Origin of the sequence: Acidovorax sp. Leaf160, from assembly GCF_001424265.1 — a bacterium.
Taxonomy (GTDB): domain Bacteria; phylum Pseudomonadota; class Gammaproteobacteria; order Burkholderiales; family Burkholderiaceae_C; genus Paracidovorax.
The window spans coordinates 122,436-139,912 of record NZ_LMOV01000026.1; the positions used below are offsets into that span (position 1 = coordinate 122,436).

Sequence of the window (17,477 nt, forward strand, 5' to 3'; positions counted from 1 at the left end):
GTGGGGACAAGCAAAGGGAGGCACCTTAGTGGGGCTGCGTGACCCGTCCGTGACAACGCGCGCCGCGCCCCGCAGGCCGCATCACGCCACCAGCCGATTCATTCCCAGCGCCTCGCATGCCGAATCGGCGGGCGCTGCTGCACCGCTTTCTTCTGCTGCCGCGCCCTCACACCGCGAAGCTGCGCCGCAGGACGCCGTGGAGCACGGTGCGGAGCAGGGGCTCGACCGCCTGCGCCCGGGCCTGGGCCTGCCCCGGCGGCTGCGCCGGGTCGGGTGCGGCAGACGGGGCGGTCGCTGCCGGGCCAGGTGGCTCGCCCGGCCGCAGTGCGCGCGCCAGCGCCTCCCAGTGGGCCGCGACCGTCCCGGTGATCTCGGCCCGCCAGCGCGCGGCCAGGTCGGGCGCGTCGTCCTGCGGCACGCGCGCGTGGTGGGCGATGACGAGGTAGTGCGTGCAGGCCGTTTCCACCGCCTGGCGCAGCACCTCGCCTGCGGTCTGCTTCTTGCGCAGCGCCCCCAGCGCCCAGGCCGTGGTGCCCGCCAGCAGCGCGCCCAGGGCCGTGCCTGCGCCCAGCGTCAGCCCGCCCGTGCCGATGTCGATCAGCGCCCCGGCCTTGGCGCCGGCGGCGGCACCGGCGGCCGCACCGGCCGAGGTGCCCACCGCCAGCGCCACACGGTCCCTGCGGTCGGCGGCGGGGGCCGCCACGGCACCGGGCTGCGCAGCGGCGCCCGTGGCGGCCGCCGGCGGCAGGCCGTGCAGTTCGCGCAGCGCCGCGTCGAGCGTCTGCAGATGCGCGGCGTACCGCGCGGCGGCTTCATCGCCGGAGCCGAGGGCACCGCAGGCCGCCACATGCCGCGCCACCGCCTGCAGCGCGCGGTCGAAACGATCGGTGTTGTGCGCCTGCCAGGCCTGGCGCACGCGTTCCAGCGCGGCGCGGCGGTCCGGTGGCAGCAGGGGCGCCAGGCGGTCGAACAGCGCCGGCTCCAGCACCCAGCTCTCGCCCCACTGCGCCCACGGCAGCAGGGTGTGGGGCGCGCCGTGCCAGGCCGGCGGTACGGGCGCGTCGGCCAGCAGGACGACGGCATCGACGGGCGCGCCAGCGCTCTCGGCGCCCATCGGCGCGCCGCCCGTGCCATCCGTGCCACCCGTGCCGCCAGCCCCTGCGGGCAGCGGCGGGGGCTCGGCAAAGCGCAGGGTGTCGGCGCCGCCGCCTTGCGCATGGCGGGCCGCCAACGCGCGGGCCGCCTGGGCCTCTGCAGCGCTGGCCCCCACCAGCCCGATGCGCCAGTCGATGGGCAACGCAGCGCGCAGCGCGTCGAAGCTGCCCTCGCCCGGGTCGAGTTGCAGCGCGCGCACCAGCCGGCCTTCGCGCCAGCGCGCCCAGGCGGCCAGCGCCAGCCGGGGCAGCACCACGACGAGCAGCAGCAGGCCCACGTACATCCAGACCCAGCGGCTGCCTTCTGCGCCCGTGCCGGCGAAGTTCTGCGTGGCGGCGATCTCCTGCGGCGAGAAGGGCTGCAGCCCGAACAGCGCGGTCAACGGCCAGAACAGCACGCTGGTGATGGCGTGCACCTGGGGCACGTCGAGAAAGGTGCTCTCCCAGCCGAACTGGTAGCGCACCACCAGCCCGCGCAGCAGCAGCGACAGCGCGATGCCCGCGCCCCAGGCCGCCGCGCACAGGTGCAGCACCCGCGCCAGCCGCTGGCCGAACAGGGCCGCCGTGGCGGTGAACCAGCGGCGCTGGAAGTCGGCCGCCACGCGTGCCGCGAGGCGACGGGGGCGCACACCCGGTGCCGCCTGCCCGCCCGCCAGCAGGGACCGGGCCCAACCCCGCAGCGCCATCGGCAGCTCGGTGGGCGGCACTGCCGCTGCGCTGGCCGGTGGCTGCGGCGCAGCAGCCCGGCGCCGCAGCCCGCGCCAGGCCAGCAGCGCGTAGAGCACCAGATTCCATCCCAGCACCAGCAGCAGCGGGGGCGAGAGCAGATCCACCCGGTGGGCGTTGGCGATCCGGTCGATCGCCAGCCCCGCCAGCAGCGCCGCCACGGGCAGCAGCCGCCCCAGCCAGCGCAGGCGCACGCTGGGCTGGGCCAGCGCGGCGATGGCGGGGTCGCGGCCCCCGGCGCGGTCCACCAGGGCCTGCGCACGGGCCTGCACCACGTCGCCCACCTGCAGGCGCTCCACGCCGCGCTGGCGGGCGCCCGCCACGGCCTGGCGCAGGGCTTCGTCCAGCTCGGGCGGGCTGACGGCGCCGGCCTGCTCGATGGACTGCGCGAGCAGCACGGCGCGCAGCTGGGGTTCGGTCACGGGCAGGCTGTGGGACACGTTGCTCACCTTTTGATAGCTAACAGCGCTTGATGCATGAGCGCCAGAGGCTGATTTGAGCTTGAATGACTGCGGCAGCGCGCGGGCGCTCGAAGGAAAGCGGTCACTGCTCGCGCTGCGCTTCTATCGCGGCCAGAGCACCCAGAGCCGCAGGGCCTGCTTGAGCCGACCGGCGATGTCGCCAGCCTCGGGCCCCCAGCCGGTGAAGTAGTCGGCGCGCACGGCGCCCAGGATGGCGCTGCCCGTGTCCTGCGCCATCACCAGCCGCTGCAGCTGCGTGGTGGGGCCGGTGGAGGCCAGCCACACCGGGGTGCCGTACGGAATGCTCTGGCGGTCCACGGCGATGGAGCGGCCGGGCGTCAGCGCCACGCCCTGCGCGCCCTTGGGGCCGAAGCCCGCATCCAGCGCGCCGAGCGGCTCTTCGCGGAAGAACACGTAGCGCGGGTTGGCCCACAGCATCTCGTTGACGCGGCCGGGGTTCTGCAGCGTCCAGGCGCGGATGCCGGGCCAGGTGGCGTCGCGCACCAGACCCTGGTCGAGCAGCCAGCGGCCCACGCTCATGTAGGGCTGGTCGTTGGTGCCGGCGAAGGCCACCCGCACCAGCGAGGTGGTGCCGTCGCTCTCCAGCATGCGCAGCCGGCCCGAGCCCTGGATGTGCAGCACCATCGCCTCGACCGGGTCGCGCACCCAGCCGATGACGCGGCCCGCGAGCTGCGCCTGGGCCTCGGGCGAGGACTCGATCTGCTGGCGCGTGTACCAGGGCTTGCGGGCGCCCAGGGTGGCCGGCGGGCGGTAGAGCGGCACCGTGTAGCCGTTGCCGGGCACGCGGGCGGCGTCGAGATACGGCTCGTAATACGCGGTGAGCAAGCCATCGGCATTGCCGCCCGGCGCCTCCACCCGGTAGGGCTGCAGGCGCGCGCGCATCCAGGCGCGCTGCTCGTCGGGCGTGCCGATGGACAGGCGCCGCACGTCGCCGCACAGCGGGGCGAAGGCCGGGGCCGGCCGCTCGCAGTTCTTGATCCAGGCGTTCCAGGCCTCGGTGGTGCTGTCCTGCTCGAAGCCGGGCAGCTCGTCCCACGACACCGGCACCCAGCGGCTCTTGGGCTGTGCCAGGGTGCCAGGCACGGCGGCGGCCGGCGCGGCAGGCACGGTGGCAAAAGGCGGCGGGGGCGGTGCGGTGGTGGCCGCAGGGGCATCGGTGGGGGCGGGCGGCCGGGTGGAGCAGGCCACCAGCGTTCCTACAATCAGCGCCGTTGTCACCAGGCGCAGGAGACGGAATTTCATGGGACTGATTTTGCTTGAAGCCTTGCTCGCGCTCGTGGTGCTGGTGGCGATCGTGTGGTGGACGATGTTCTCGGGCCGCCGCCGTGGCGAGCTGGAGATGCCGCCGGAGCGGGAGCCACAGCCGCCTCCACCGCCCGAGCCACCCGCGCCGGCCCCACCGCCGGCGCCGCCCGGGGGGGTCTGAACACCGGCAGATCACCTCGGCTGGGAAACGCTGTGCTCCTACAGCCTTGCCCGGCACCCCTTGCTACTGTGTGAGCCCTCCCCTCCAAGCCCCCGGGCCGAGCAGGGAAACCGACCTCACATTCATCCAAGGAGTCCGCCATGCGCCTGCGCCATCCCATCCTCGTTTCCGCCACCGCCGCCGTCGTCCTGCTGGCCACCGGCTGCGCGAACATGACCGACACCCAGCGCCAGACCGCCACTGGCGCGGGCGTGGGCGCTGCGGGTGGCGCCGTGCTGGGCGCCGTGACGGGCGGCAACGCCGGCACAGGCGCGCTGATCGGCGCGGGCGTGGGTGCCCTGGGCACCTACATCTGGTCGCAGCACATGGAGCGCCAGAAGCAGGACATGCAGCGCGTGACGCAAGGCACTGGCGTGGTGGTCACCCAGACGCCTGACAACCAGCTGAAGCTGGACATTCCGAGCGACATTTCGTTCGCCGTGAACCGTTCGGACATCCAGCCCAACTTCGCCCCGGTGCTGGAACGCTTCGCCGAAGGCCTGCGCAACAACCAGAACGCCGAAGTGCGCGTGGTCGGCTTCACCGATTCCACCGGCAGCGACGCCATCAACAACCCGCTGTCGCTGGACCGCGCCACGAGCGTGCGCAACTATCTCACCGCCCGTGGCGTGAACGGCAACCGCGTCCAGGTGGAAGGCCGCGGCTCGGCCCAGCCGATCGCCAGCAACGAGACGAGCGACGGCCGCGCACGCAACCGCCGTGTCGAGATCTTCGTGGGCGAGCGCCAGCGCGGCTGATCTGCGCCTAGCGCCGGTTGAAAAGGGACAGGCCATTGGCCTGTCTTTTTTTTGGGTGGGCGCGACGCCTTCGCTCAGTGCAGCGAGCGCAGCAGGTTCGCCAGCTCCACCGCCGACTTGACCTGCATCTTGTCGAAGACGCGCGAGCGGTGCACCTCGACCGTGCGCACGCTGATGTCGAGCTGGTCGGCGATGAGCTTGTTGGGCAGTCCTTCCACCACCAGGCGCATCACGTCGCGCTCGCGCTCGGTCAGCTCGGCCACGCGGTCCTGCAGCTGGTGCTGGGCGCGGCGCTCCTGCAGGTGGCTGGCCGACTGGGCCAGCGCGGCCTGGATGCGGTCCACCAGCAGGTTGTCGGAAAACGGCTTTTCGCAGAAGTCGAAGGCGCCGCGCTTGACGGTGGCCACCGCCGTGGGCACGTCGGCGTGGCCGGTGAGGAAGATCACCGGCATGGCGGCGATGTCGCCCCGCTCGGCCAGCTGGTCGAAGAGGGCCAGGCCGCTCATGCCGGGCATGCGCACGTCCAGCAACAGGCAGCAGGGCTGGCGCTGCGGCGGGCGCGTCTGCAGCATGGCGGCGAACGATTCGGCGCTGTCGTACGACTCGCTGGGCACGCGGCGCGAGCGCAGCAGCCAGGCCAGCGCCTCGCGCACGCCCGCATCGTCGTCGACGATGTACACGGTGGCGTTGGAGACAGGTTCCATGGATCGGGGGTCGGAAATCGGGAATCAGGGATCAGCGGGTGGAGGCCGGCCCGGGAAGGGCCGCGGCTCCTGCGGCGGCGGTTTCTGCCGGCGCCGCGGGCAGCGTGAAGGTGAACACCGTACCACGCGGCTCGCGCCGCGCATGCCCGAGGAAGCCGCCGTGCTGCTCGACCACCGTGCGGCACAGCGAAAGCCCCAGGCCCATGCCCTCGGCGCGGGTGGTGAAGAACGGGGTGAAGAGCTGCGCGGCGACGTCCTCCGGAATGCCCACGCCGCAGTCGGCCACGGTGAATTCGATCCAGCCGCGGCTGGCGTTGGATGCGGCGCGCGCCACCCGCAGCTCCAGCACGCGGGGGTGTATGCGGGCGTCGTCCATGGCCTGCATGGCATTGCGCGCCAGGTTGAGCAGCACCTGTTCGACCATGGTGCGGTCGCACAGCGCGGCGGGCAGGCCGGCTTCGACGGCCACCTGCACCTGCACGCCCAGCTTGCGGGCCTGCAGGCGGATGAGCGGCATCACGGCGTCGAGCAATGCCTGCGTGGTGACCATCTCGCGGCTCTGGTCGCGCCGGCGCACGAAGTCGTGCACGCTCTTGATGACGCGGCCGGCGCGCTCGGCCTGCTGGGCGATGCGCTGCATGGCGGTACGCACCTCGCGCAGGTCGCCCCGCAGGGGCTCGGGCAGCGGCGGCTGGTGCGGCGACTCGGCCGCGCCATCGGCCACCGGCTCCAGCAGGTTGAGCGACCCGCTGGCATAGCTGGAGATGGCGGCCAGCGGCTGGTTCAGCTCGTGGCTCAGCAGCGATGCCATCTCGCCCACGGTGGCCAGGCGGGCGGTGGCCTGCAGCCGGTCGTGCGAGGTGCGCGAAAGCTCCTCCACCCGCCGCTGCTCGCTCACGTCGAGGAACGAGCCCATCCAGCCGGTGTGCAGGCCCTGGGCGTTGATGAGCGGCGCCTCGTAGATCATCACCGGAAAGCGCGTGCCGTCCCGCCGCATGAAGACCGATTCGTATCCCTCGCGCGGCGGCACCTGCTGGCCCGACAGGCGCACCTGCTGGCGGGCGCCGTATTCCTGCGCCAGCTCGGGCGGCCAGTAGGGCAGCGGCGCGCCCTGGCCCACCAGCTCCTGCGCGGTGAAGCCCACCATGTCGCAGAACGCCGGGTTGACGTAGGTGATGCGGCCCTGCAGGTCGCGGGCGCGCAGGCCGATCACCAGCGAATCCTCCATGGCCTTGCGGAAGGCCAGCGCGTCGCCCAGGTCGCGCTCGGCGCGCAGGCGCCGCCGGTTGTCGCGCACCAGCACCACCATCACCGTCACCAGCGCCACCGACATCGCCGTCACCAGCGCCGTCAGCACGTTGGGGAACACGCTGGGCGCGCTGTGCCAGCTGCCCATGCGCAGCATCAGCGCCGTGCCCGGCAGGTCCAGCAGCTGCTGGGCCTGGAACATGCGCGAGCCGCGCCGCGTGGCGCCGACCAGGGCCAGCCGCGTGCCGTCGGGCTCGGTGAAGGACACCTCCTGCCCGCGCTGCAGGCTGGTGGCGACCACGTCCACCAGCACGTTCTGCAGCGCGTAGGTGGCGGTCAGAAAGCCGGTGTAGCGGCCGTTTTCCAGCAGCGGCACGCACAGCTCCATCATCTCGGAGCCCATGCCGTCGCTCTGCGGCTGGAAGTAGCTGCCCGAATACGAGGCCGCGCCGATGCGCCGCGCATTGGCGCAGGCGAGCGCGATGTCGGACTGCGCGGCCGCCCGCGTCTCGGGGTCGGACGGGACCACGCGGTAGGGCGTCTCGACATGCGCGCGCACGCGCAGCTGCGTGTCGCGCCACTCCACGCGCACCAGCTCGCGCCGCAGGCTCAGCAGGCCGGCGGCGCGGTGCTCCCAGGAGGCCAGGTCCGGATCGCCGGACTGCAGCGCCTGCAGGCTCTGCAGGTTGTGGCTGAAGGCGGTGCGGATGTCGGCCACCGCGTCGGCCGTGTCCCGTTCGAGCTTGCTCTGCACCTGGCTGGCTTCGTAGCGCCCGGCCAGCCAGACCAGCGTGATGAGCATGGCGCCCACCAGGCCGACCAGCAGCGTCCAGAGCGACCAGCGCCTCCAGGCGCTATGCCAGCGGCGCCAGGGCTGCGGCGGGGTGGCGGGCGCGGCGGTGGAGGGGTCGGCGGAGGTGGTGGCAGTCGAGGGCGTCACTGCAGCACGCGGTGATCGAGCGCGGGCAGTTGCTGGCGCACCTGCCGCAGGTAGGCGGGGTCGATCTCGCCGCAGACCACGCCCGCCCCTTCGGCGCGCTGCGCCAGCACGGCGCCCCACGGGTCCACCAGCATGCTGTGGCCCCAGGTGCGGCGGCCGGTCTCGTGCGTGCCGCCCTGCGCGGGCGCCAGCACGTAGGCCAGGTTTTCGACGGCGCGGGCGCGCAGCAGCACTTCCCAGTGCGCCTGGCCGGTGGTGTGGGTGAAGGCGCTGGGCACCAGCAGCAGGTCGGCGCCGGCGCTGGCGTGCTGGCGGTACAGCTCCGGAAAGCGCAGGTCGTAGCAGACCGACAGGCCCACGCGCCACACGCTGCCGTCGCGCGCCGTGAGGTCGAACCGCGCGGTGTCGGCGCCGGCTTCGATCACATGCGCCTCGTCGAAGAACTCGCGCCCGTTGTCGAAGCGGAACAGGTGGATCTTGTCGTAGCGCGCCACGCGCTCGCCCGCAGGGTCGAACGCCAGGCTGGTGTTGCGCACCTGGGTGGCGCTGCCCGACTGCAGCGGCAGGGTGCCGCCGACCACCCAGATACCCAGCTCGCGCGCGGCGGTCGACAGCATGCGCTGCAGCGGCCCGTCGCCCAGCGGCTCGCGCAGCGCCAGCTTGTCGGTGTCGCGCGCGCCCATGAAGCCGAAGTACTCGGGCAGCACGGCCAGTTCCGCCCCCTGGGCGGCGGCCTCTTCGAGCAGGCGGCGGGCCTGGGCCATGTTGTCGTCGGGGCGCGGGCCCGAGACCATCTGCAAGGCGGCGACTTTCATGAGGCGTCTCCGGAAGGGGGCGTGGTGGTGGTGGGCGCGGCGTCCGGCCTGTCGCCCGGGGCGGCGGGGCGGCGGCGGGTCATGCGCTCGATGCGCGGGTCGTCCCAGGTGCCGTCGATGTGGAACTGCTGCGTGGCCGCCTGGATGAGCGGGCCGCGCAGGAACACCTGGGCCAGGAAGCTGCCCAGGCCGATGACGGGATTGATGGCGGTGGCGACCAGGGATGCCGTCATGGCGTTGATCTCCGGCACCACCACCACGTGCAGGTCCTGCGTCTCGCGCGCGATGTCGGCCCGCCCTTCCATCAGCACGGCGGCGTTCACGCCCTTCATCTGCAGGTTGTTGGTGATGGCCACGCCCTGCTCGATGCGCACGTCGCCGCGCACGAAGTCGAACGCGAAGCCTTCGCTGAACACGTCGCGGAAGTCCAGCGTCAACCGGCGCGGCAACGACTGCAGGCTGAGCACGCTGAGCAGCTTGGCGAGGCCCGGCTCGGCCTTGAGGAACTGGCCCGATGCCATGTCCAGGTGTACCAGGCCGGACATGGAGGGGTAGTCGGGACTGATGGGCGCGCCCGTCCAGGCCACCTGTCCGTCCAGCCGGCCCTGGCCGCGGCGCAGCACGCCGTCCATGCCGAAGCGGGCCAGCAGCTCGCCCGAGTCGCGGATGTCGAGGCGGAAGTTCATCACCGTGCGGCGCACCGGCTCGGCCGTGCCGGGGCCGGGCACGCGCGCCCAGCTGCCGCTGGAGGTGAAGGTGGCCTCGGGTGCCACCAGGTTGAATTTGGCGAGCTGCCACTCGCGCGCGTTGCCCTCGCCCCGGTTCTGCGCTTCGATCTCGATGCGCCCCAGGCGCCGGCCGCGCAATTCGAAGTCCTGCACCACGATGTCGAGCGACGGCAGCGTGCCGGGCTGGGGGGAGTCGCCCAGCAGCATGTCGTCCACCTGCGTGGCGGCGGCCTGCGGAATGGCCAGCCGCGAGAGGCGTGCGAAGAGCAGGCCCTGGGACGCTTCGGCCCCGGCCCCCGAGCCCTGCCGGTATTCGAAATAGCCGTTCAGTTCGGTGGCGTCGATGTTGGCGCGCCAGATGGGGCCGTCGCGCGAACCGCCGGCCACCACCCGGTGCAGCGTGCGGCCCTGCCGGGTGATGGTGTCTGCCCGCAGCGCGATGACGGTGGGCAGATAGTCCTGCATGGCGGCTGCGGGGGCCGCGTCGGCCGCCGAAGCAGGCGGCGTTGCCGTGGCGGCGGCGGTCGCCGTGTCGGCGGCGGAGGGGGCCGGCGCCGCCCCCAGCAGCCGGGCCTGCCAGGCATCCACGTCGACCTGGTGCAGGCGCACGTTGGCGGCCACGCCCGCTGCCGGCAGCGGGGGCGTTTCCTCCGGCCCGAGCCCCAGCGCGATGGCGCCGCGCAGCACCTTCGGCTGCGGCCCGCTCACGTCGCGCACATAGCGCACCGAGCCCACGCCGCCCAGGTCCACCACCAGTTCGTCATGCAACGGGCCCGTGGCCGCACCGCCGGCACCGGCACCGGCACCGGCACCGGCACCAGCACTGGCCCCCACTGATTCGGGCGTGAGCCGGTTCTGGAACCGCACGGGCAGGGTCGTTTCAGCCGGCTTGCCCAGCGGTGCGGGCACGGCCAGTGCCATGCCTTGCAGGCTGGTGGAGACCTGCACCTCCGGCACGCCGCGGCGCACCCCCACGGCCACCGTGTACGGTGTGCTGCCCGAGGCACTGCGCGCGATCTTCGCCAGCGCACCCAGCTCGGTCGCCTGCTGCAGCCCCTGGGCGGTGGCCACGCCTTCGGCGCGCACCTCGACGACCGCAGGGCTGCCGGGCGCGTTGGCAGGCGGCTGCATGCCGCCGTCGAAGCGCACGTCGCCGCCCAGCGCACGGCCCTGCACGCCGGCCAGGGTGAACCCGCTTTCGGTGAACTGCACGGCCCCCTGGGCGCCTTCGACCCGCGGCGTTTCCGGCGTGAAGCGCACGTCGTTGCCCGCCAGCGTGACGGCGCCGCGCACCTTCGAGGCATCCATGTGCTCGATCGGCAGGCTCAGGTCCAGCTGCAGCGCGCCCGGCCCGGTGGCGCTGGCCTTGGCCAGCGCGCCGCCGGTCAGCTCGCCGATGTGCGAGCTGCGCACCAGCGCCAGCATGTCGGCGAGCGGCCCGCGCACTTCGGCCGACACGCCCACCACCGTGTGCGCCAGGTTGGGGATGCGCACGTTCACCTTCTGCGCGCGCACCTGCGGGCTGCCGACGAACGTGCCGGCGGCGTTGCGCACGCTCATGCTGGAGCGCTCGAAGACCAGCTCGCCGCTCAGTCCCGTGAGGGCCGGCCACGGCAGCTGCTGTGCGTGCTGCAGCGACGGGGGGACGTACGCATAGGTCACGCCGCGCACCTGCGCCGCGATGCGGAACTCGCCCTGGCCCGGCTGGTTGAACGGCATGTGGTGCAGGTCGCCCTTCACGCGGAACTGGACCTGGCTGGCGGTGCCGGCCGTGACGGCGTCGCGCACGTAGTGGCGCGTGGCCTGCGGAATGACCTGGGGCAGGTAGCGGTGCACCCGCGTGCCATCGGCGCGCTGCAGGGTGCCCGAGAGGTCGAGCACGCCGGGCGCATGGCCCAGGTCGTCGGTGTGCCAGTTCGCCCGCGCCTCGCCCGCCGCGTCGGCATTGGCGAAGCGCACGTCGCTGGCCTGCACCGCCAGGCGCTGGCCGTCGCGCTGCCAGCGCACGGCCGCACCCAGCTGCTGCACCGGCACCAGCGGGTCTTCGAAGACGCCCGGCAGCAGCAGCGCGCCGTCGGCCACGGCCAGCGTAGCGTTGCCGCCCGCCTGGTTCAGATCGAATTCGACCGTGGCACCCCGCACCCCCGGCACGCGGGCGGCGGCCACCGCGTCCGCGCCGAGGGGCGCCGCCAGCGCCAGGCCGGAGACCTTGCCGCGCGCCTGGTATTGCTGCGGCGCCGCCAGCGGCCCGCGCCAGCTGGCCTGCACCGCCTCGACCCTGCCTTCGGGCGCATAGGTGGCGAGCGCGCGGTGCGCCGTGTCCCCCAGCGGCAGGCGGCTGGCGATGTCGGTCAGCGCGGCGAGATCCAGCCGGTCGGCCTGCAGCTCGCCGTGGTCCTGCCCGCCTTGGTCGCCGTGGGTGTGGCGCAGCGTCAGGTTGCCGCCCGGCCAGCGCAGGCCGTCGTCGGTCAGGAACTGCAAACCCTGCGTGGACACCTCGAACCCATCGGCAAAGCGCCGCCCGCCGATGCGGCCGGCCACGGTGCGCAGCGCCAGCGGCTCCAGCTGCGCGCCCAGCGTGGTGCTCACGCCCGCCAGCGCCACGTCGGCGGTGCCGCCCGACAGCTGGCCGCGCTGCACGTCGGCCCAGGCGCGCACGGCGCCGTGGCCGCCGGTCACGCGCGCGCCCACGTCCACATACTGGTTCAGGCGCGACACGTCCACCCGCGTGAAGTCGGCGAAGAGCTGGCCGCTCCACTGCTGCCAGGCACCGCTGTGCGTGGCCAGCAGGGGCGCGCGGAACTGCCCGCGCAGGCTGAAGCGCTCGCCCCACTCGGGCGGCGGCGTGGCGTCCAGCCGCAGCGCGTGGCGCCAGCGGCCGTTGCGCAGCACCAGGTCGACATCGCTCAGCGCCAGGGGCGGGGCGCCGCGCAGCGCATCGCTCCAGCGCACCGTGCCGCCGCGAATCGCCAGCTCGGGTTGCGAGAAGAGCCAGTCGGCCCCCTCGGTGCCGGGTGCGGCGTCCGGCGCGCCGTCGCTGTCGCCCAGCGCCAGGCCCGCGACGAAGATGCGGCCGTCCGCCTCGCGGCGCACGTCCAGCTCGGCGCCTTCTACATAGAGCTGCTCGAAGCCGAGCTTCAGCAGCGAGCGCGGCGACACGGTGGCGATCACGCGCGGCAGCTGCAGCGCCGGGCGGCCCTGGGCGTCCAGCAGGGCGACGTCACCGAGTTCGATGGCGGGCAGCAGCCCGTTGGAGCGGGCGCTCAGCGAGCCGATCTGCACGGGAACCCCCAGCGCCCGTCCGGCATGGCTTTCCAGCTGCGGACGGTATTCGCCGATTCGCGGCACAATCCAGCCATGAAGCCCGCCCCAAGCGGCTGCCAGCAAGACACCGAAGGCCAGCAGCAGCCCCAGCGACCACCGAGCGAACACCGCAACGCATGTCAGAAGGCGTGTGGGGCGTGGTGGCGTCTCGGCGTTCATGGCGGGTGTTGTCGGTGTCAGGAATTATGACCCGCGCCCTTCCCTCGGGTTCACGGCCGGAGCGTGTCGTTGTGTACGACGGCACGCCTTCCCGCACGGCCCCGACGCCCCTTCGCTCCGCCTTCTGACACCTTCTCCCATGCAGCCGTCTTCGCCACCCGCCGGCCCGGGCATAGCCGACCATTCGCGCTTCCTGCAGCGCCTGCACCGCCGCTATGCGGACGAATTCCCCCTGCTGCCGGCGGGCCTTCCGACGCGCGACACCATGGCCGAGGCGCTGGACGCCCTGGCCGCCCGCGGCCACGACACCGGCGCTGCGCTGCGCATCCTGCGCCAGCTGGTGCTGGAGCGGCTGATCCGGCTCGACTGCGAGCAGCAGGCCCCGCTGGACGACGTGACCCGCGCCATGACCTGGCTGGCCGAGCTGGCGCTGGACCGGGCCTGCGTGCAGGCCCGCGCCGAGCTGGACGCGCGCCACGGCGCGCCCCAGGGCCCGGACGGCGGCCCGGTGGAGCTGTGGATCATCGGCATGGGCAAGCTGGGCGCGCGCGAGCTGAACGTGTCCAGCGACATCGACCTGATCTACGTGTACGAACACGACGGCGAAACCGCCGGCAACGAACAGGGGCGCGGGCGCATCTCGCACCACGAATACTTCGGCCAGGCGGTCAAGGCCATCTACAACCTGGTGGGCGACACCACCGAGCACGGCTTCGTCTTCCGGGTCGATCTGGCGCTGCGGCCCAACGGCAACTCGGGCCCCGCCGCCGTGTCGCTGGCCGCGCTGGAGGAATACCTGCAGGTGCAGGGCCGCGAGTGGGAGCGCTTCGCCTGGCTCAAGAGCCGCGTGGTGGCGCCGCGCGAATCCGTCATCGGCGAGCCCGTGCAGGCGCTGCGTGGCGTGGTGCTGCCCTTCGTCTTCCGCCGCTACCTGGACTACAGCGTGTTCGACGCGCTGCGCTCGCTGCACCGCCAGATCCGCGACCATGCCGCCAAGCGCAGCGCCGGCCACCCCGAACGCGCCAACGACGTGAAGCTCTCGCGCGGGGGCATCCGCGAGATCGAATTCATCGTGCAACTGCTGCAGGTGGTGCGCGGCGGGCAGTTCCCCGAGCTGCGCTGCCGCCCCACGCTGGAGGCGCTGCAGCGCATCGCCCGCGCCGGGCTGATGCCCCAGGAGACGGCCGACGCGCTGGCCGCCGCCTACACCTTCCTGCGGCAGGTGGAGCACCGCATCCAGTACCTGGACGATCAGCAGACCCATGTGCTGCCCACGCGCGACGACGACCTGGCCTGGATCGCCCAGACCCTGGGCCTGGGCAGCTGCGCCTTCCTGCACCAGCTGGACGCGCACCGCGAACTGGTGGCGCAGGAGTTCGACACCCTGCTGGGCGGCGCGGGCAAGAAGCAGTGCAGCAAGGGCGGCTGCGGCGGCCCGCGCGCCGGCACCCCGGCCCCGCCCGAGCTGGAAACGGTGCTGGGCCAGCTGCCGCCCACCGTGCGCGCCCGCGTGGCCGAATGGCGCACGCACCCGCGCGTTCAGGGCCTGAGCGACGAGTCGCGCGACCGCCTGCTGCGGCTGGTGCAGCGCACCGCCCGCTGGCTGGCCGACGGCCAGGTCAACGAAGACGCGGTGGTGCGCCTGATCGGCTGGCTCGAATCGCTGCTGCGGCGCGACGTGTACCTGGCGCTGCTGCTGGAGCGCCCCACGGTGCACGAGCACCTCTTGCACCTGCTGGGCGCCGCCCAATGGCCGGCGCGCTACATGCTGCAGCACCCGGGCGTGATCGACGAACTGGCGGGCGAGGCCCTGCTGTCCGAACGCTTCGTGCCGGAAGACTTCGAGCACGAGCTGGCGCTGCGCATCGCCTCGCTGCAGACCACGGGCGAGGACGACGACGAGACGCTGCTGAACCTGCTGCGCCGCGCGCACCACGCGGAAACCTTCCGCACCCTGGCGCGCGACGTGGAGCGCCGCATCACCGTCGAGCAGGTGGCCGACGACCTCTCGGCCCTGGCCGACAGCGTGCTGCGCGTGACGGCCCGCTGGTGCTGGAGCCGCCTCAAGAACCGCCACCGCGAGGTGCCGCAGTTCGCCATCATCGGCTACGGCAAGCTGGGCGGCAAAGAGCTGGGCTACGGCAGCGACCTGGACATCGTCTTCGTGTTCGACGACGACGACGACCGCGCGCCCGAGGTCTATTCGGCCTTCGTGCGCAAGCTGATCAACTGGCTGACGGTGAAGACCGCCGAGGGCGACCTGTTCGAGATCGACACGGCCCTGCGGCCCAACGGCAATTCCGGCCTGCTGGTGACCAGCTTCACCGCCTACGCCAACTACCAGGAACGGCGCGGCAGCAACACCGCCTGGACCTGGGAACACCAGGCCATGACGCGCGCCCGCTTCCTGCTGGGCACCGAAGACCTGGCGCCGCCCGGCACGCTGCCGCCGCTGCCCCTGGGCGACGGCGCGGCCCTGGTCGGCACCGGCCGCCACCTGCGCGAGCGCTTCGACGCCGTGCGCGAAGCCGTCATCACCGCGCCGCGCGACCCCGCCTCGCTGCGCGAGGAGATCGTCACCATGCGCGAACGCGTGCGCGCCGCGCACCCGGTGCCGGCTGGCCAGTTCGACGTGAAGCACAGCGTGGGCGGCATGGTGGACGTCGAATTCGCCATCCAGTACCTGGTGCTGTCGCAGTCGGCCGACCACCCCAGCCTGCGCGAGAACCGGGGCAACATCACCCTGCTGCGCCGCGCCGAGGACGCGGGTTTCCTGCCGGACGGCGTGGGCACCGCCGCCGCCACCGCCTACCGCACCCTGCGCCAGGTGCAGCACCGTGCCCGCCTGAACGAGCAGCCCACCCGCGTGGACCCGGCCACCCTGCAGGCCGAGCGCGAGGCGGTGCTGGCGCTGTGGCGGGCGGTGTTCGGCGGGTGATCTCGACGGCTGATTCGACGTCGATTCAAGCCAAATCGGGCTCCCGCGCTTGATACGCAAGCACTTTATGCTATTAAATATATAGCAAACGGCGTTGCCGAACGGTGCGGCTGCTGGCCGCCCGTGCCGCACCTCTCTGCCGGGGGCGGTGTGCTGCGTTGTCCACCTTCGCAGGAGTTGCGGCGATGGCGCCCGCAGTGGTCCGCGCAGCGTGGAGATGGTGGAAACCGCGTCAGCGCCGCCCTTGCGCGCAATCCGCATATCCATGCGCCGAATCCTTTGCAGCGCGAAAGCGCCGCCGGGTCTTAAATCTGGGCCATCAACCCGCCGCGATGGTCGCGCCGGGCATTGGAACCAGAAGGAACCCATCCCATGACCCGCCCCTTCAAAGTCGTCGCCGTCTCCGGCAACGTGCAGCGCCCCTCCCGCACCTTGGTGCTGGTCGAGGAGCTGATCGCCGCGATCGGCGACGTGCTGCCCATCGAGCCGCACACCATCGAACTGGGCCCGCTGGCGCCGCAGATCGGCGGCGCGCTCTACCGCAGCCAGCTGCCCGCCAGCGTGGAGGCGGAACTGGCCGCCATCGAATCGGCCGACCTGCTCATCGTGGCCAGCCCCGTCTATCGCGGTTCCTACACCGGTCTCTTCAAGCATTTGTTCGACTTCGTGCATCAGGACGCCCTGATCGACGTGCCCGTGCTGCTGGCCGCCACCGGCGGCAGCGACCGCCACGCGCTGGTGATCGACCACCAGCTGCGCCCGCTGTTCAGCTTCTTCCAGGCGCGCACGCTGCCCATCGGCGTGTACGCGTCGGAGCAGGACTTCACGGGCTACGCCGTCGGCAGCGCGGGGTTGAAGGCGCGCATCGCGCTGGCGGCGGAGCGGGCGGCGCCGTTGGTGGGTGTGGCGCCCGCCACCGCAGCGCAAACAGTGCCCGCGCTGCGACTGGCCCGGGCCGCCTGAAGCACGGTGAATCCAGTCAAGGTACAGCCAACCTTACACTAACTCGGCAAGCTCCAGACCGCGCAACGGCTGGCGGCGGTCCGCACGGACTGGACGCGGCCTCAAAGGCCGCTTTCGTTGAACAGCACGGCGTCAACTCCGTTATGCAACGCAGTCGCTCACCGAAACCTGCGGCGTCACCGATATGGACGTGGACTGAAGCGGCGCGGCCGACTGTGAGGACAAGGTCCGTACCTGAAGCCGCCCCTATGAAACCCTGAACTTGTCGGCCATCAAGGAGCTCTTCACCGAGTTCTACCTGGCATCGCCCCGCAGCGCCCTCCGCACCGCCGCCGGCTACACCCGCAACCCAACCCGCCCCTGTCCGCATGGCGGCGACAACAAGGCCAGCGCCACCGAGGAGTGGTACATCCTGGAAGCCTACGGCACCCTGCAATCTCGCCTCTGGGCCGCCGAAGCCCTGGCCGACGCCGCCGGCGCCGAACTGGCCCGCCTGCTCCATGCCGCCGACCGCGACAGCGTGACCGCCCAGCAGCGCGGCGAAGCAGCCGTGCGCGTGGCCGCCGCCAAACAGGTCGCCGTGGATGTGGGGTTGGAGATCGGCAACCGGGTGTTCGAAGTGACCGGGGCGCGCGCTACCGCGAATACGGTGGGGCTGGACATCTTCTGGCGGAATATCCGCACGCATTCGCTGCACGACCCGGTTGCTTACAAGCGGCGGGAGGTGGGGGAGTATGCGTTGTTGGGGAGGGTGCCGGAGGCGAGTTGGTATACCTGAGAGTGCGTTCCCGGTAAGGTCCACGGGGCGGGAGGTCCGTGGACCTCAGAGCCGAATCAGTGGCTGATTTCGAACAAAAGGAAAGCCCACCAAGTTCACCCAAAGGGCTGCTGAAGGCTGGGAGCGGAAGTCGGTGGCCGGATGAGGGCCGGCAGCTTACCATCCTGAGCTGTCCTTCAGACAAGACCCGCAAAGCCGTTATCTGACGATTTACAAAGCCCTCAGGGCATGGCCCAGCTCTGTGCGCAGGCGATAGCGTTTTTAATGAATTCGCTCATGGACCTGATCCAGCAAT

Annotated in this window: 11 protein-coding genes; 5 read left to right on the plus strand and 6 right to left on the minus strand. The window is 72.4% G+C overall.

Features of this window, described 5'->3' with window-relative positions; genetic code table 11:
* Nucleotides 1-166: 166 nt before the first annotated feature.
* Both ASF94_RS17020 and ASF94_RS17025 read right to left on the minus strand, forming a co-directional pair.
* Complete coding sequence (locus tag ASF94_RS17020) at nucleotides 167-2,320, minus strand: DUF2868 domain-containing protein (protein WP_235505411.1); 2,154 nt, start codon at nucleotides 2,318-2,320, stop codon at nucleotides 167-169.
* 123 nt (nucleotides 2,321-2,443) lie between these two features.
* The gene (locus ASF94_RS17025; RefSeq protein WP_082493373.1) at nucleotides 2,444-3,670 is read right to left on the minus strand and encodes a murein transglycosylase A; all 1,227 of its coding nucleotides are present in this window, start codon (nucleotides 3,668-3,670) and stop codon (nucleotides 2,444-2,446) included.
* Between ASF94_RS17025 and ASF94_RS20960 the strand changes: the two genes are divergently transcribed.
* Nucleotides 3,603-3,788: a hypothetical protein gene (locus tag ASF94_RS20960; protein ID WP_082493374.1), complete on the plus strand. Its 186-nt coding sequence runs from the start codon at nucleotides 3,603-3,605 to the stop codon at nucleotides 3,786-3,788. The two genes, ASF94_RS17025 and ASF94_RS20960, sit on opposite strands and share 68 nt — an antisense overlap.
* A gap of 140 nt (nucleotides 3,789-3,928) precedes the next feature.
* Nucleotides 3,929-4,585 (plus strand): OmpA family protein, encoded by a 657-nt coding sequence (locus ASF94_RS17030; protein ID WP_056669154.1) that lies wholly within the window; start codon nucleotides 3,929-3,931, stop codon nucleotides 4,583-4,585.
* A 74-nt stretch (nucleotides 4,586-4,659) separates the two neighbouring features.
* On the opposite strand, the gene ASF94_RS17035 is transcribed toward ASF94_RS17030, so the two are convergent.
* From ASF94_RS17035 to ASF94_RS17050, 4 genes are read right to left on the minus strand one after another with little or no spacing between them, the layout of a single operon-like run.
* Nucleotides 4,660-5,289: a response regulator transcription factor gene (locus tag ASF94_RS17035; protein ID WP_056669157.1), complete on the minus strand. Its 630-nt coding sequence runs from the start codon at nucleotides 5,287-5,289 to the stop codon at nucleotides 4,660-4,662.
* 31 nt (nucleotides 5,290-5,320) lie between these two features.
* Nucleotides 5,321-7,477: a nitrogen regulation protein NR(II) gene (locus tag ASF94_RS17040; protein WP_056669160.1), complete on the minus strand. Its 2,157-nt coding sequence runs from the start codon at nucleotides 7,475-7,477 to the stop codon at nucleotides 5,321-5,323.
* A complete protein-coding gene (locus ASF94_RS17045; RefSeq protein ID WP_056669163.1) occupies nucleotides 7,474-8,292 on the minus strand; it encodes a carbon-nitrogen hydrolase family protein in 819 nt (272 codons plus the stop codon). Before ASF94_RS17045 ends, ASF94_RS17040 begins: the two co-directional genes overlap by 4 nt.
* Complete coding sequence (locus ASF94_RS17050; protein WP_056669166.1) at nucleotides 8,289-12,503, minus strand: YhdP family protein; 4,215 nt, start codon at nucleotides 12,501-12,503, stop codon at nucleotides 8,289-8,291. The genes ASF94_RS17045 and ASF94_RS17050 overlap by 4 nt, the downstream gene beginning before the upstream one ends.
* Before the next feature lie 139 nt (nucleotides 12,504-12,642).
* Here ASF94_RS17050 and glnE point away from each other — a divergent pair, with 139 nt between their 5' ends.
* The 3 genes from glnE (at nucleotide 12,643) to ASF94_RS17065 (ending at nucleotide 17,182) form a co-directional block, all read left to right on the plus strand.
* Entirely contained in the window at nucleotides 12,643-15,441 is a 2,799-nt protein-coding gene (gene glnE / locus ASF94_RS17055; RefSeq protein ID WP_056669169.1) for a bifunctional [glutamate--ammonia ligase]-adenylyl-L-tyrosine phosphorylase/[glutamate--ammonia-ligase] adenylyltransferase, read from the plus strand.
* A gap of 372 nt (nucleotides 15,442-15,813) precedes the next feature.
* Nucleotides 15,814-16,404 (plus strand): FMN reductase, encoded by a 591-nt coding sequence (gene msuE, locus ASF94_RS17060; RefSeq protein WP_056669172.1) that lies wholly within the window; start codon nucleotides 15,814-15,816, stop codon nucleotides 16,402-16,404.
* Nucleotides 16,405-16,666: 262 nt separating this feature from the next.
* Nucleotides 16,667-17,182, plus strand: coding sequence for a hypothetical protein (locus ASF94_RS17065; protein WP_056669175.1), 516 nt, complete (start codon nucleotides 16,667-16,669; stop codon nucleotides 17,180-17,182).
* The last annotated feature ends 295 nt before the right edge of the window (nucleotides 17,183-17,477 follow it).